13 protein-coding genes, 2 tRNA genes and 1 pseudogene are annotated in these 13,206 nt (G+C 51.5%); 3 read left to right on the top strand and 13 right to left on the bottom strand.

Translation table 11 applies throughout. The annotated features are described in order from the left end of the window. The first annotated feature begins 69 nt into the window (after nucleotides 1–69). Nucleotides 70–627 (top strand): NAD(P)H-dependent oxidoreductase, encoded by a 558-nt coding sequence (locus ACLD11_RS11275; RefSeq protein ID WP_023201872.1) that lies wholly within the window; start codon nucleotides 70–72, stop codon nucleotides 625–627. Between the two features lie 917 nt (nucleotides 628–1,544). Here ACLD11_RS11275 and ACLD11_RS11280 read toward each other — a convergent pair. Further along, the gene (locus ACLD11_RS11280) at nucleotides 1,545–2,999 is read right to left on the bottom strand and encodes an AMP nucleosidase (protein WP_076935361.1); all 1,455 of its coding nucleotides are present in this window, start codon (nucleotides 2,997–2,999) and stop codon (nucleotides 1,545–1,547) included. A 45-nt stretch (nucleotides 3,000–3,044) separates the two neighbouring features. On the opposite strand from ACLD11_RS11280, the pseudogene ACLD11_RS11285 reads away from it, so the two are divergent. Then, nucleotides 3,045–3,205: pseudogene (locus ACLD11_RS11285) on the top strand (cytoplasmic protein). On the opposite strand, the gene ACLD11_RS11290 reads toward ACLD11_RS11285, so the two are convergent. The 4 genes from ACLD11_RS11290 to ACLD11_RS11305 form a co-directional block, all read right to left on the bottom strand. After that, nucleotides 3,194–3,520, bottom strand: a complete 327-nt coding sequence (locus tag ACLD11_RS11290; RefSeq protein WP_000228159.1) for a DUF1493 family protein — start codon at nucleotides 3,518–3,520, stop codon at nucleotides 3,194–3,196. The pseudogene ACLD11_RS11285 and the gene ACLD11_RS11290 sit on opposite strands and share 12 nt — an antisense overlap. Further along, nucleotides 3,514–3,978 (bottom strand): STM2901 family protein, encoded by a 465-nt coding sequence (locus ACLD11_RS11295; RefSeq protein WP_001537992.1) that lies wholly within the window; start codon nucleotides 3,976–3,978, stop codon nucleotides 3,514–3,516. The genes ACLD11_RS11290 and ACLD11_RS11295 overlap by 7 nt, the downstream gene beginning before the upstream one ends. A 421-nt stretch (nucleotides 3,979–4,399) precedes the next feature. Next, nucleotides 4,400–4,475, bottom strand: a tRNA-Asn gene (locus tag ACLD11_RS11300). A gap of 140 nt (nucleotides 4,476–4,615) precedes the next feature. Beyond that, complete coding sequence (locus tag ACLD11_RS11305) at nucleotides 4,616–6,073, bottom strand: EmmdR/YeeO family multidrug/toxin efflux MATE transporter (protein ID WP_001542574.1); 1,458 nt, start codon at nucleotides 6,071–6,073, stop codon at nucleotides 4,616–4,618. A 159-nt stretch (nucleotides 6,074–6,232) separates the two neighbouring features. Between ACLD11_RS11305 and ACLD11_RS11310 the strand changes: the two genes are divergently transcribed. Next, nucleotides 6,233–6,308: transfer RNA gene (locus ACLD11_RS11310), tRNA-Asn, on the top strand. A 225-nt stretch (nucleotides 6,309–6,533) separates the two neighbouring features. Here the strand turns inward: ACLD11_RS11310 and ldtA are convergent. From ldtA to ACLD11_RS11350, 8 genes are all read right to left on the bottom strand, one after another. After that, nucleotides 6,534–7,463: a L,D-transpeptidase gene (ldtA, locus tag ACLD11_RS11315; RefSeq protein ID WP_411014915.1), complete on the bottom strand. Its 930-nt coding sequence runs from the start codon at nucleotides 7,461–7,463 to the stop codon at nucleotides 6,534–6,536. Nucleotides 7,464–7,534: 71 nt separating this feature from the next. Next, the gene (gene cobT / locus ACLD11_RS11320; RefSeq protein ID WP_411014916.1) at nucleotides 7,535–8,611 is read right to left on the bottom strand and encodes a nicotinate-nucleotide--dimethylbenzimidazole phosphoribosyltransferase; all 1,077 of its coding nucleotides are present in this window, start codon (nucleotides 8,609–8,611) and stop codon (nucleotides 7,535–7,537) included. Between the two features lie 26 nt (nucleotides 8,612–8,637). Continuing rightward, nucleotides 8,638–9,381 carry an adenosylcobinamide-GDP ribazoletransferase gene (cobS, locus tag ACLD11_RS11325; protein ID WP_064043502.1) on the bottom strand — a complete coding sequence of 248 codons (744 nt, stop codon included), beginning with the start codon at nucleotides 9,379–9,381 and terminating at the stop codon, nucleotides 8,638–8,640. Continuing rightward, a complete protein-coding gene (gene cobU / locus ACLD11_RS11330) occupies nucleotides 9,378–9,923 on the bottom strand; it encodes a bifunctional adenosylcobinamide kinase/adenosylcobinamide-phosphate guanylyltransferase (RefSeq protein ID WP_411014917.1) in 546 nt (181 codons plus the stop codon). The genes cobS and cobU overlap by 4 nt, the downstream gene beginning before the upstream one ends. Continuing rightward, complete coding sequence (locus ACLD11_RS11335; protein WP_411014918.1) at nucleotides 9,920–11,440, bottom strand: cobyric acid synthase; 1,521 nt, start codon at nucleotides 11,438–11,440, stop codon at nucleotides 9,920–9,922. Before ACLD11_RS11335 ends, cobU begins: the two co-directional genes overlap by 4 nt. Next, complete coding sequence (locus ACLD11_RS11340; protein WP_411014919.1) at nucleotides 11,437–12,252, bottom strand: energy-coupling factor ABC transporter ATP-binding protein; 816 nt, start codon at nucleotides 12,250–12,252, stop codon at nucleotides 11,437–11,439. Before ACLD11_RS11340 ends, ACLD11_RS11335 begins: the two co-directional genes overlap by 4 nt. Before the next feature lie 8 nt (nucleotides 12,253–12,260). Next, the gene (locus tag ACLD11_RS11345; protein ID WP_411014935.1) at nucleotides 12,261–12,938 is read right to left on the bottom strand and encodes an energy-coupling factor ABC transporter transmembrane protein; all 678 of its coding nucleotides are present in this window, start codon (nucleotides 12,936–12,938) and stop codon (nucleotides 12,261–12,263) included. Then, nucleotides 12,925–13,206: an energy-coupling factor ABC transporter substrate-binding protein gene (locus ACLD11_RS11350; RefSeq protein ID WP_000753212.1), complete on the bottom strand. Its 282-nt coding sequence runs from the start codon at nucleotides 13,204–13,206 to the stop codon at nucleotides 12,925–12,927. Before ACLD11_RS11350 ends, ACLD11_RS11345 begins: the two co-directional genes overlap by 14 nt.

Raw genomic sequence — 13,206 nt, forward strand, 5'->3', positions numbered from 1 at the left:
CACAAACGACAGGGCCAATCATATACTCCTGAGTAACCCAATCGCAAGTCAGTCCTGAATGAGGAAATGATGAAAAAAACGCTTATAGTTGTCGCTCATCCAAATATTGAAAATTCAGTTGTTAATCAGTGTTGGATAAATGAGTTAAAAAAGTATCCTGATCAGTTTACTGTCCATGAGCTTTATAAAGCATACCCTGACGGCAGGATCAATATCGAGACTGAGCAAAGACTGGTTGAGCAACATGAGTCGCTGGTTTTGCAGTTCCCAGTTTACTGGTTCAACTGCCCTCCCATGTTGAAACAATGGCTGGATGAAGTGTTTCTTTATGGATGGGCATACGGCTCTACAGGCGATAAGCTGAAGAATAAAAAAATAGCTTTGGCTGTAACTGCCGGTATTGAACTTGCAGACTATATGGCGAATGGCCGTTATAAATTTACCATGCAAGAAGTACTTCGCCCATTTGAAATTACGATTAAATATGTTGGTGCTGAATATGTTCCACACTTTGCCTTTTATGGTGCAGAATATAATCCTTCCAGAGAAGTGATTAAAGAAAACGCAGTAGGCTATGTTAAGTACTTAACTAAATTAACTTACAGTGAGTTAGTAACAAGTAAGTAATGTTAATTTGATAGCCCGTTCTCATATATTTTCGCTTATGATGCAGTAAATAATATGGTTCTGCTTGCTGCATCAATTAGTGTCTTGATTGCCTTATTTGTAATTAAGCCAAAAGAACACAGTGAAATTTAACCGAACCATTACAAACCAACTCACAAATTTCGTATTGAGTTGGTTATCGTACTGATATTTTGGCTTTGGCACTCAGGTAATTACATAACCGATGTCCACTTTGACACAAAGCTGTCTGTTATGCCCACTTACGGCCAAAGAGTAATCTAAAACATGACAAATATCACATTTCAGAATAGTTATTGCGTTTGGCGCCTTATTGAGGGCTTCACTCCAATTTTAAAAATAAAATCTTCATAAATTCAATATGATAAATCAATATCAGTATCCAGTCAGAGGAGCCAAATTCCTGTTTTCAGGCTTACTTATAAATTCTTATTACCTTAGATTTCAATAAGTTAGCGTGAAAATCTTTCCCGATGTGTGTCTGGTTTTTCCTGCGTATCCGGCGAAATTGGTGGTCTGATTTGGGGTCATTTCAGTTCGATAATGGCGTGACCACCCTATATCCCTGTCCGACGCGAAAATCCACAGTATCAAGCCTTCTGACACCCCTTTAAACTGACCGCTTCTCACGGTCTGTATTCGCTTGTCAATCCGGGCTTGTGGGTCAGGCGCTCAAGGAGCGCGAAGTGCGACGCAATGTTTTCGCCTTCCGGCGCGTTTCCTGGCGTAGACGCGATTATCAGCGACAGGTATCCGGTGATGGTGATGGAGCTCGCGGCACAATAAGGCCTTAGCGGGATGCAGAATCGCCTCCCGCTAAGGCTTCACTCAGCCACTTTCCATATCATATAAATACGCCTCTTCCGCTCCTGTCCAACAGCAGGCGACAGCTCATTTCGTTAGCGAAACGGTGGCTCATTAAACGTGCGTAATTTACGTGAGTGCAAACGATCACCTTCTGCGCGTAGCAAATCAATAGCACGAATACCAATTTGCAAATGTTCTGAAATAGCCCCCTCATAAAACCGGTTTGCCTGCCCGGGCAGTTTAATTTCACCGTGTAAAGGTTTGTCAGAAACACAAAGCAACGTGCCGTAAGGCACACGAAAGCGATAGCCCTGGGCTGCAATCGTCGCGCTCTCCATATCAATCGCAACCGCGCGGCTAAGATTGAATCGCAACGCCGATGCGGAATAACGAAGCTCCCAGTTACGGTCATCCGTGGTGACGACCGTTCCCGTGCGCAGTCGCTGTTTCACCTCTTCGCCGGGCATTCCGCTAACCGCTTTGGTAGCGTCGTACAGCGCACGCTGTACTTCCGCAATGCTTGGAATAGGAATATCAGGCGGCAGAACAGCATCCAGCACATGATCATCGCGTAAGTAGGCATGGGCCAGCACATAATCACCAATCGCCTGACTTTCTCGTAACCCTCCACAGTGCCCAATCATAAGCCAGACGTCAGGCCGCAACACGGCCAAATGGTCGCAAATCGTTTTAGCATTTGAAGGGCCGACACCGATATTTACCAGCGTAATCCCCTGCCCATCTGCCGTTACCAGGTGCCAGGCGGGCATCTGATGCTTCTTCCAGGCCAGATCGGAAATAGCCTCTTCCGGCGCTTCCGTTTCTGCCGTGATCCAAACTCCGCCGGCACAGGAAAGCGCGACATAGGGACTGTCAGGATCAAGAATTTGGCTGCATCCCCAGCGCACAAACTCATCGACATAGCGGGTGTAGTTGGTAAACAAAACGAAGGGCTGAAAATGTTCAACCGGCGTACCGGTATAGTGCCGTAACCGGGCCAACGAGAAGTCAACACGACGCGCGTCGAAGTGCGATAACGGATAGAATTCGCCGGGGTGGAACAGGCCGTCAGCTGTCTCATCGCCAATCTGCGCCAGTTCTGTGGTAGGAAAATGGCGCGTTAGCCCGGCGCTCATAGAACGATCCAGCGTCAGAGCTGAGCCGTCGATCACGTAAGGATACGGGATCTCATGGTGCGAGGCCTCCACCGTAATATGCGCGCCATAATCATGGTAAACGAGGTTAAGCTGTTCCAGAAGATAAGCGCGAAATAGCGCAGGCCGCGTAACGGTAGTGGTATAACAACCGGGATGAGTAAAGCGTCCAAAAGCGCGTGTTTTAGGCGGATTCGGTGTCGCGCCATCCCAGCTTACAGACAGCGAAGGATAAACAAACAGTCCGTTAAGCCTGGCGTGGGGATCGGGCAGCGTACCGTTATCAACATAGTCAGCGATGGCTTCACGGAGCGCGTTAACCGACTGCTCGTACAGCTCCTCCAGGCGATCCAGCGCCTGCTCGGGCGTCAGGTTTGTGCCTTTATTTTCCATATTATTCTCCTTAGCGTTCACAGGTGAGGCACGTCATTCGATAGTATGACAGCAAAGGAAGAAACTAAAGGGGTTAGCGTAAGGCCGGCAGCAGTAAACATGAACCCTTTAAAAAGAAAAGAGAACTATCTTAGGCCACCATCATCGCTCAAAAAGAAGGGTACTGGTACAGCCATTTGTTAAGTTCATTACAATTAGTCATATAACCATTTCCCGGCTTTTGCTGACTCGATCAGCATGCTGATAGTGAAATCTGGGACGGGTACAGGCTCCGTTTTCTTGAACGGATGCCATGAAAAAGGGTGATTAGGAAAATAGGTTTCTATTCTGAAGTTACCTCGCTCGACATTGAGTTTCTCGAAGAACTTATTCATGAGATCTTCGGCTTCAAGTTCATCAATGCTCAGATCAGTATCAAGGTCAATCTCTGGTGTTAATTCCACTTGCTTAATGTTGAACAGATATGTGCCAGCATAAGGCCGTACAAGCTCGTAAACTTGCTGTTCAATATTGTCTACCATAACTTATCATTGCCCCGAGCAATGGTATTGTAGTCGCGTATAGTGCGATATGTTATTTGTGACACATCTGCGGCAAGGATAATTTCCCCGATCAAAGGAATGGAACGTCCAACAAACGGCGCAATGTTACGAACCATAACACGTCTGGCTGTCCACGGGGTGTAACCGCCTAACCATGTCGGAAGGGATATTCCAAAGGGAAATTTTGACTTTTTAAACACTGCACGTGCAGTCCTGGACGCGTATGATGTGCCTTTAGTCGCTCCAGCGGGTTTCGCCCTTGTCCAGAGATTATTGCGACCTGATACCAGAGCAACAACGGCCCCGAAATCTGCAACACCAATCCCAAACTGGCTTGCGGTATTCTCACAAAAAATCATAAACAGAAGTTCGGCAGCAGTCAGATTGGATTTTCCTGCATAGAAGTATGTTCCATTTAGTTCTTCTACTGTATCCATTAGAAACTCTATAGCTGCTATTTTGGTTTACTTATTATACAGCCTTGTTTCGAATGAAAGAAATCAATCTTTTGGGAAAGAACGGATCAAGATCACGGGAAATATCTGAAATCAGATGAAAGAGACAGTCGCGATTCCCACCAGGGGCATCACCTGGCAAGCTTGTGTGATCGCTCCGTTTGAACCGAACACATCTATATGTCAGCATACTGATACGGGTTTGATCTTGCGGATAGCGGTATCGGTTAATGCCATCGGCGGGGGCTCCATTTTTCCAACGAACCGTGAAGCCTCCGATTAAGCCCTCAAGAAACTATGGATGTCAAAAAACCCGGTAAACCTTCTCAGGTCAACCGGGCAAAGATAATTTCTTGTTTTTTAAACGTTTCCGGACTCGCCAGGATGTCCCGAAACTAAAATTTGGCTCCTCTGACTGGACTCGAACCAGTGACATACGGATTAACAGTCCGCCGTTCTACCGACTGAACTACAGAGGAATCGTTTGAACGGGGCGAATATTAACGAGGTGCCCCTGGCTTGTCAAAGCCTGTTTTCACAAAAAAAGTTCGTTTGCTGTTTTATTCCACACTTCGGTTAAAATTCACCGTTTCCTGATGATTTTCACAGCAAAAAGCGCTTACTCCCTCTTTACGCGCGGGTATCTCCACAGCCAGCGCCCGCTTACCAGACGCCAGTAAAACAGCGCGCCGCGCACGGCCCAGTCAAGAAACATCCCCAGCCAAACCCCTACAACCCCCATACCCAGCACAATACCAAGCGTATACCCTGCCACAACGCGACAGCCCCACATCCCCAGCATTGATACCCACATCGCAAATCGCACATCGCGCGCGCCTTTAAAACCCGACGGCAACACCCACGCGGCCGCCCAAATTGGCATAAAGGCGGCATTAAGCCAGAGCAGAACTTTCACTACCTCTTTTACGTCCTGCTCCTGGGTATAAAATGAGGCAAACAGACCCGCGAACGGCGCTGTCCCCCAGGCAATTGCCGTAAGTACGATAGTTGACATCCAGAATACATGGCGCAGTTGACGCTCTGCCTGACCAATTTGCCCGGTACCAAGACGCTTACCGGTGATAATAGTCGACGCCGAACCAAGGGCGTTACCCGGCAGGTTGATAAGCGCCGCCACGGAAAAGGCAATAAAGTTACCCGCAATAACGTTAGTGCCCATTCCGGCGACAAACATTTGTGTCAGTAGCTTGCCACCGTTGAACAGCACTGACTCAATGCTCGCCGGAATACCAATACCCATCACTTCCCAGATAATGCCGAAATTCAGCGGCTTCAGATAGCTTTTCAGCGGAATGCGCAGCGCCGGATTAAAACCAATCATCAGCACCCAAATAATCGCTACCGCGCCGATGTAGCGCGAAATGGTTAACCCCAGCCCCGCGCCGGCAAAACCCAGCCCTTGCCAGGAGAAAGCCCCGTAAATCAGGATGCTGCTGATGATAATATTGAGAATGTTCATCCCGCCGTTAATCATCAACGGGATTTTCGTATTACCAGCCCCACGCAGCGCACCGCTACCGATTAGCGCAATTGCCGCAGCCGGATAACTCAGCACCGTCAGTTCAAGGTACGTTAACGCCAGCCCCTTTACTTCTGGCGTCGCCTCGCCTGCGACAATATTAATAATTTCACTGCCGAAATAATGAATGACCACTGCCAACACAACGGCAAATAGCGTCATAATCACCAGCGACTGGCGCGCCGCCGCCCTTGCCCGTCGCCTGTCGCGCTTGCCCAGGCTAAAGGCGACCACCACCGTAGTACCAAGATCGATAGCCGCAAAAAAAGCCATAATTACCATATTAAAACTGTCGGCAAGCCCCACGCCCGCCATTGCTTCCTTGCCCAGCCAACTGACGAGAAAAGTACTGAGCACGCCCATTAGCAAAACACAGGTATTTTCCAGAAAAATGGGGATAGCAAGTGGGGTGATTTCACGCCAGAACAACACCTTGTAACTCTTGCGTTTGGCATACCAGGGCGTACGGACAACAACCTGGCGTAAGGCAGTGGAGACGTTCAAAATGGACCTTAAAGAAGAGAGTTGAAACCACATTTCAATAATGAGCGAGAAATCGTAAGGCTGCAAAGCTTTTTGCAGAAAAAATGTCTGCAAATGCAACAAAGTGATGAGATAACCCGCAATCGAATCTGTAAGGGGTTAAATGGGGTTTGACAAAAATTTTTCCGCCGCTAATATACGACCCCACACAATTCCTCTGTAGTTCAGTCGGTAGAACGGCGGACTGTTAATCCGTATGTCACTGGTTCGAGTCCAGTCAGAGGAGCCAGATTTTAGTTTCGGGACATCCTGGTGAGTCCGGAGACGTTTAAAAAACAAGAACTTATCTTTACCCGGTTGACCTGATAAGGTTTGCCGGGTTTTTTGACACCCATAGTTTTTGGGGACTTAATCGGGGGCCTCACGGTTCGTTGAGAAAATGGAGCCCCTGCCATGACACTCACTACTAATACAGATACTCCAGCCCATGAAAACCAGCAATGTGGCAGGATATTTAAAGGCCAGACCTGCCCGCGCTAATGTTGACCGGCATTCCGGAACGGCGCTCCAGCACCTCATTAACCCGCGAAGTATCAACGCCATCCCCTTTGATAAACGTGCGCAGTACTGGCGTAACGGGCAATGGAACCTTTTTGTCTGACTCAAATTCAGCACGGTTGCGAGAAAGCGGTTCGTGTACCTCCAGCCAACGACTGCCATCCGGCTCTACCGAAAATTTAACGGGCCTGTCGATAATCTGAACGCGGGTTCCTACAGGAACATGGTCGAATAAATATTTAATATCGTCATTGCGTAAACGGATACAGCCCTGACTGACGCGAAGGCCAATACCAAAGTTAGCGTTAGTGCCATGGATGGCATATAACCTGCCGATATATATTGCGTATAGCCCCATAGGGTTATCCGGCCCCGCAGGCACCATCGCGGGCAGCGTTTTTCCCTCTTTAGCATATTCCCGACGCGTATTAGCCGTTGGCACCCAAACCGGGCCATCTTGTTTGCGTTCAACCGCAGTTACCCAGTTGCGCGGCGTTTCACGGCCAGCCTGACCAATACCAATAGGTAGCACCTCAACCGTATTCGTGCCTGCGGGATAATAATAAAGGCGCATCTCGGCGACGTTTACCACAATACCTTCACGAACGGTGTCAGGCAGAATCAACTGCTGCGGCACCACCAGTGTGGAACCAGACTGAGGTAAAAACACATCCACACCGGGATTCGCTTCAAGCATATTACTCAGCCCCTGACCGTAGCGGGCGGCAAATGACTCTAAGGGCTGAGTATTGTTCTGCGGTACGGCGATTGTGACAGGCTGTCCTATCAGACGACTGCCTTCGGGCGGCAACGGATAGCTTATAGCCAGCGAGAAATGGCTTACCAACAAAACGAAAAACGGAAAAAAAGGTGTGGTACGACGCATTATATCCCTTCCTCTGTCGCGGCAGGTGTGCGTTAAGTATAGCTTTTTTCTCACATGGCTGGTGTTGTGCCTCAGGGGTATGTTGCGCTTGCGTTCCCCTCCGGCAGGACAATATTACTGGCCGCCAACTCCCCCATGTTGTGGAACATGGCGCACGCGGCTTCCACGATCGGCATCGCCAGCGCCGCACCGCTTCCTTCACCTAACCGCATCGCCATATGCAAATAGGGTTCCATAGACAAATGCGCGAGCGCGATGCGGGTGCCCTTTTCCGCCGAAAAGTGCGACGGGATCAGATAAGGTCTCACCGCAGGCGCAATCTGACAGGCCGCCAGCGCTGCCGAGTAGGAAAGAAAGCCATCCAGCAATACGGGTAAGCCACACCTTGCCGCGCCAAGCATCACGCCGGTCATCCCGACCAAATCAAAACCACCCACCTTCGACAACACATCAATGCCGTCGCGCGGATTGGGCTGATTAATCGCAATCGCCCGCCGCACGACGTCCACTTTATTATCGATGCGGGAAGGCGGAAGATTCGCGCCAATCCCCACCACCTCTTTTGCATCACTTCCTGTAAAAACGCTGACCATCGCGGCGGCTGGCGTGGTGTTCGCCATTCCCAGCTCCCCTACGCCAAATAAGGTCACGCCGTGTTGCGCCAGGTCGCAGGTGTAGCGGGAAACCTCCAGCAAAAGCGCCTCAGCCTGCGAGCGACTCATCGCTGGGCCAACGGCAATATTTCCGCAGCCGCGCGCGACGCGCATATTAACTACGCCAGGAATAGGTTCAGCATCAATACCGACATCAATGACATGCACCTTCGCACCGGCCTGAGCGGCAAGCACGCATACGCCGGTTGTTCCCCGCGTCATATTCGCCGCCTGAATCGCCGTCACGATTTTGGGCGAAACCGCTACGCCTTCATCCCAGACGCCATGGTCGGCGCACATCACCAGCATCGCCTTTTCACCTACCTGCGGCATACCGTTAAGACCCGGCATTCCTGCGAGCTGAACGGCTAAGGCCTCCAGCCTGCCCAGGCTGCCCGGCGGTTTGAGCAGGCCGTCAATATGTTGCTGCGCACGCGCCATCGCCTCGGCGTCCGGCGCAGGAATGTCACGGAGTAAAGCGTGTAGTGTCTGCATAAGATGTCTCGTCCGTAATAATCGGCTCATAACAGAGCCAGCAGAAAGATCAGTTCGCCAAGTTCGATCGCCGCGCCCAGCGTATCGCCGGTTTGACCGCCAAGCGTACGTTTAAGCAACTGGCCAAGGATGAAAATCGCCGCGAGTGTGACCACCATTGCGGCCAGTCCTTGCATACCAGGCAGTAATACCGTGGCGACGATTACCGCCAATCCCAGAGTAATGCAGGTTTGCCGTCCGCTGACTTTACCGATAAATACATTGCCAAGCCCCTCTTCACGGGCGTAGCGATGACGGTACATCAATAAAACGGCGCTGCCGCGCCCAGCCGCACAGGCCGCTGCCAGCGCCGCCAACATTGGCGTTCCACGTAACGCCAGTTCGCTGACCACCAGAATTTTTGCCAGTAGCACAAAAATAAGCGCCAGCCCGCCATGGGTTCCCAGACGACTATCGCGCATAATCTCCAGCATTCGCTCACGGCGGCGCGCGGAAAAAATGCCATCGCAGGTATCGGCCAGCCCATCCAGGTGAAAACCACCGGTCAGCAGCGCCAGCGCCAGAATACAGAACAACGCCGCTAGCGGAATACCGCACCAGGGTTGCAGGAGGATGAAAATCAGGCCGCTTATCCCCCCCAGAATCAACCCGATAAAGGGAAACATCACGATCCCACGCGAATACTGCTCGAAATCCAGTCCCTGCGACCAGCGTGACGGCACGGGCAAGCGGCTAATAAAAGCGAGCATGGCCCAAAACAGCTTACTCATTTAATTTTGACTCCAATACCTGAGACCACCAGCCAGACCTCATCCGCCGCTGCCGCCAGTCGTTGGTTGACCCGACCGGCAATATCACGAAAATGGCGCGCCAGACGGTTTTCCGGGACGATCCCCATTCCCACCTCATTTGTCACCAGTACCACTTTCGCCGGGCAGCGCTGGCAGGCTGCAATTAAAATCTGAATTTCATCGTCAATGGCGCGCTCCATCGCCGCATAATCCCACTGTTCGGGATCTTTTTCGCCTCCCAGCGCAAACAGCAGATTCGTCACCATGGTGGTAATACATTCCAGCAAAATCGCGTCGTCAGGGGCAAGATCCGCGGTAATCAACGTATCAAGATGCCGCCAGCATTCTGCGGTCCGCCAGTGTGCCGGCCTGCCATCTTTATGATGCTGAATTCTCGCCGCCATCTCGTCATCAAGAATCTGCGAGGTGGCGATATACAGTACCTGCGGCGCATCGCCAATTAAGGCTTCAGCATGACGGCTTTTACCACTACGCGCCCCGCCCGTCACCAGAATCATCATACCGGCTCCTGATGTTGTTGCATGATGGTATAAATTTTATCAATATCAATATGTTGCCGCATCGTTTCCGCCAGCAGATCAAATTGCCGCGCTTTATGCTCCGCATAACAAAAAGTCGTTTCCCACGGCACAAGTCCTTTTCGTGCCCGTAACCCATTGACCACCGCACGGGTAAACGCATCGCTGTCAAACAGGCCGTGAAGGTAAGTGCCAAACGCCAGTCCGTCGGCGGTGACCGCGCCATCCGCCACAGAGCATCCATTTTTCTGTAACGTCATGGCCGTACAGCATCCTTCCTGCAGCACCGTTTCCCCCATGTGGATTTCATAGCCGCGTACCGGTAGCCCCGCCGCGGCAGCCAGCCAGCCGGGCAGCTCGCCTGACATTGTCGCGTTAACCTGCGTCGTGGTTTTATCCTGTGCAAAGCGAGTGATCGTATTAAGCAGCCCCAGACCCGGCTGCGTACCCAGCCCCGACTCCACCTCATCCACAATGGTGTCGCCCAGCATCTGGTAGCCGCCGCAAATTCCCATCACCGGCACGCCCTGCCGATGTGTCTGCAATACCGCATCCACCATCCCGCTTTCGCGCAGCCAGGCGAGGTCGCTCAGCGTATTCTTACTGCCCGGCAGGATCACCAGATCAACGTCAGTCAACGCTTCCGGGCGGCGAATATAGCGTATGCGCACATCCGGCTGCGCCGCCAGAGCGTTAAAATCCGTAAAGTTAGAAATATGTGGCAGTTGCACAATGGCAATAGTGATATCACGGGGGGCGTTACCGCGATATTTATCGTTTTGCAGCGCGACGCCATCTTCATCTTCCAGATCCACATCCAGCCACGGCATCACTCCCAGGACCGGGACGCCGGTAAGCGATTCGATTTGTTCGATACCGGAATAGAGCAGCGCCACATCGCCGCGGAATTTGTTGATAATGACGCCCTTTACTCTGTCACGCTCCTGTTTATGCAGCAGCGCCAGCGTGCCATAAATAGCGGCGAATACGCCGCCCCGGTCGATATCCGCCACCAGAATAACCGGACACTGGGCCATTTCCGCCATTCCCATATTGACGATATCACGATCGCGCAGATTGATTTCCGCCGGGCTTCCGGCGCCTTCCAGCACAATAACGTCATATTCCTGCGCCAGGCTGTTATAGACCGCAAGGATTTGCTCACGCAAACGCGGTTTATAGTCATGGTAACTCACCGCATCCATATTGGTCGCCACTTTCCCCATCAGCACGACCTGCGCCTGGCGATCGCTGGTCGGTTTGAGCAGCACCGGATTCATACGCACATCTGGCGTGATCCCCGCGGCTTCCGCCTGAAAAATCTGCGCCCGCCCCATCTCTTTACCATCCGGCGTAATACCAGAATTAAGCGCCATATTTTGCGATTTAAACGGCGCGGTACGCAGACCATCCTGATAAAAAATGCGGCATAAACCCGCCGCCAGCACACTTTTGCCGACGTCGGATGCCGTCCCCTGCAACATAACTGCCTGTGTCATGACGCCTCCCTGAATGCGCACTTTTGCATTCGATGAAAAAACTCCGTTTCTGTTTTACACAGCGGCAGTCCCAGTTGAGTATGAAGTTTGACCAGCCAGGGCTGGGTTAGCCCCGCGTGTTCCATCGCTTCCGTACACGCGAAAACCTCGCCAGGCGCGCCATGCGTCAGGATCTGGCCTTGACGTAACACGTATACGACATCGCTAATTTCATAAATAAGATCGATATCATGGCTGGAGATAATGACATGATTTCCCTGCGCCACAATCCGCCTGATGATAGCAAGCATCTGAGTGCGCCCTGCGGGATCGAGACCAGCAGTGGGTTCATCCAGCAATAGATAGCGCGCCTGTAGCACCAGCGCTCCGGCGATAGCCACACGTTTTTTTTGCCCATGACTCAAACACTGAATGGGCTGATGGCGAAAATGTTGGGCGTCAACCAGCGTTAGCGCCTCGTCGACGCGGCGCGTGATTTCCGCTTCCGGCACCCCCAAATTACGTAAACTAAACGCAATATCGCTATCGATATCAGTATAAAAAATCTGCTGTTCAGGGTCCTGAAAAACCGTCGCAACTTGCTGGCGCAGCGCCAGTAGTCCGCGCTTGCTGTAATCCAGCGGTTTTCCCTGCCACAACACGGCCCCTTTTTGCGGACGCAACAGGCCGCTCAGGTTCATAAAAAGCGTAGACTTCCCACAGCCGTTCGCGCCCACCAAACCGGTAACAGGCGAAAGCGAAAAATCCAGATTTACCCCTTTAAGTACAGGCTCATCCTGATAACGAAACCACAGGTCTGAAGTGGCAAGCATAATAGTCCTTACAGGTGAAAATCACCCTGATACAGTTTGATATCCAGCGTGGTGGTCATTTGCTGATAACGCATTAACACTCGCGTAAACAGGAGTCCAGCCAGCATCGCCAGAGATCGATAGCCGTTCGGCAGGCTGCAATAACCAAAACGCAGCGTTTGCGCGCGACGAATTGCCGCCGCCTCATCCAGAAGAATAAAGAGAAAGCGCCACGTTAACAGGATTTGCTCGGTAAGCAGGCGTGGAATACGCGCGCGCTTAAGCAAGTTAATTAACTGCGGAAACGGTAGGTTCATCACCAGCCACAACGTCGCGGACAGCGCCGTCAGGCTACGCCAGAACGTTTCATTCGCCGTAACTACGCCCGCACGGGTAATCCCGATCCAGTACGGCCCGACAGATATGCCAGCCAGCAGCATTTGCGGCTCGCGGCTGATGCTGAAGATAATCGTTATCACGCCGACCAACAAAAATCCAAAAGGTATCGCCATCCATCGACACCAGCGCCAGAGGGATATGCGCAATAGCCAACAGCTCAATCCGGCAATGATCAGCAGCTCAATGCCCTGTCCTACAGGCGGCAGAACAAACGCCAGTATCATCATCGCCAGCCACAGCAAAAACTTGCGCTGCGGCGCAACGTGTGCCCAGCGGCTTTGATAGCTGAGTCGATCAAGCCCGGTCATCACGGCGTTGTTTACCTTTGCAATACCCCAGGATATAAAAAATCACCGCCGCGCCAAGAGAGCCCTGAAGGGTAAACAGCAGGCTTTCAATTTCACCGCTGGCAGGTTCATATAACGGCTGAAACCAGGGTTTATACTGCGGCGCAATAGCCTGAATCTGGCTTTCCGCTTCGCCGTCTGAACCGCCATATTCACCGCCATGGTTAATAAAAAACGGCAGAATCACCAGCGCTACCACCATCGCTAACAACATCAACGTTTTTTTCAT

The sequence above is a fragment of the Salmonella sp. 741265116_PST genome (assembly GCF_046567715.1).
In the GTDB taxonomy this organism is placed as follows: Bacteria; Pseudomonadota; Gammaproteobacteria; order Enterobacterales; family Enterobacteriaceae; genus Salmonella; species Salmonella enterica.

Coding starts and splice junctions, on each gene's coding strand:
- cobT (WP_411014916.1), bottom strand. CDS start 8,611: ATGCAGACACTACACGCTTTACTCCGTGACATTCCTGCGCCGGACGCC.
- ACLD11_RS11350 (WP_000753212.1), bottom strand. CDS start 13,206: ATGAAAAAAACGTTGATGTTGTTAGCGATGGTGGTAGCGCTGGTGATT.
- ACLD11_RS11275 (WP_023201872.1), top strand. CDS start 70: ATGAAAAAAACGCTTATAGTTGTCGCTCATCCAAATATTGAAAATTCA.
- ACLD11_RS11295 (WP_001537992.1), bottom strand. CDS start 3,978: ATGGATACAGTAGAAGAACTAAATGGAACATACTTCTATGCAGGAAAA.
- ACLD11_RS11290 (WP_000228159.1), bottom strand. CDS start 3,520: ATGGTAGACAATATTGAACAGCAAGTTTACGAGCTTGTACGGCCTTAT.
- ACLD11_RS11340 (WP_411014919.1), bottom strand. CDS start 12,252: ATGCTTGCCACTTCAGACCTGTGGTTTCGTTATCAGGATGAGCCTGTA.
- ACLD11_RS11280 (WP_076935361.1), bottom strand. CDS start 2,999: ATGGAAAATAAAGGCACAAACCTGACGCCCGAGCAGGCGCTGGATCGC.
- ACLD11_RS11335 (WP_411014918.1), bottom strand. CDS start 11,440: ATGACACAGGCAGTTATGTTGCAGGGGACGGCATCCGACGTCGGCAAA.
- ldtA (WP_411014915.1), bottom strand. CDS start 7,463: ATGCGTCGTACCACACCTTTTTTTCCGTTTTTCGTTTTGTTGGTAAGC.
- ACLD11_RS11345 (WP_411014935.1), bottom strand. CDS start 12,938: ATGACCGGGCTTGATCGACTCAGCTATCAAAGCCGCTGGGCACACGTT.
- ACLD11_RS11305 (WP_001542574.1), bottom strand. CDS start 6,073: ATGTGGTTTCAACTCTCTTCTTTAAGGTCCATTTTGAACGTCTCCACT.
- cobU (WP_411014917.1), bottom strand. CDS start 9,923: ATGATGATTCTGGTGACGGGCGGGGCGCGTAGTGGTAAAAGCCGTCAT.
- cobS (WP_064043502.1), bottom strand. CDS start 9,381: ATGAGTAAGCTGTTTTGGGCCATGCTCGCTTTTATTAGCCGCTTGCCC.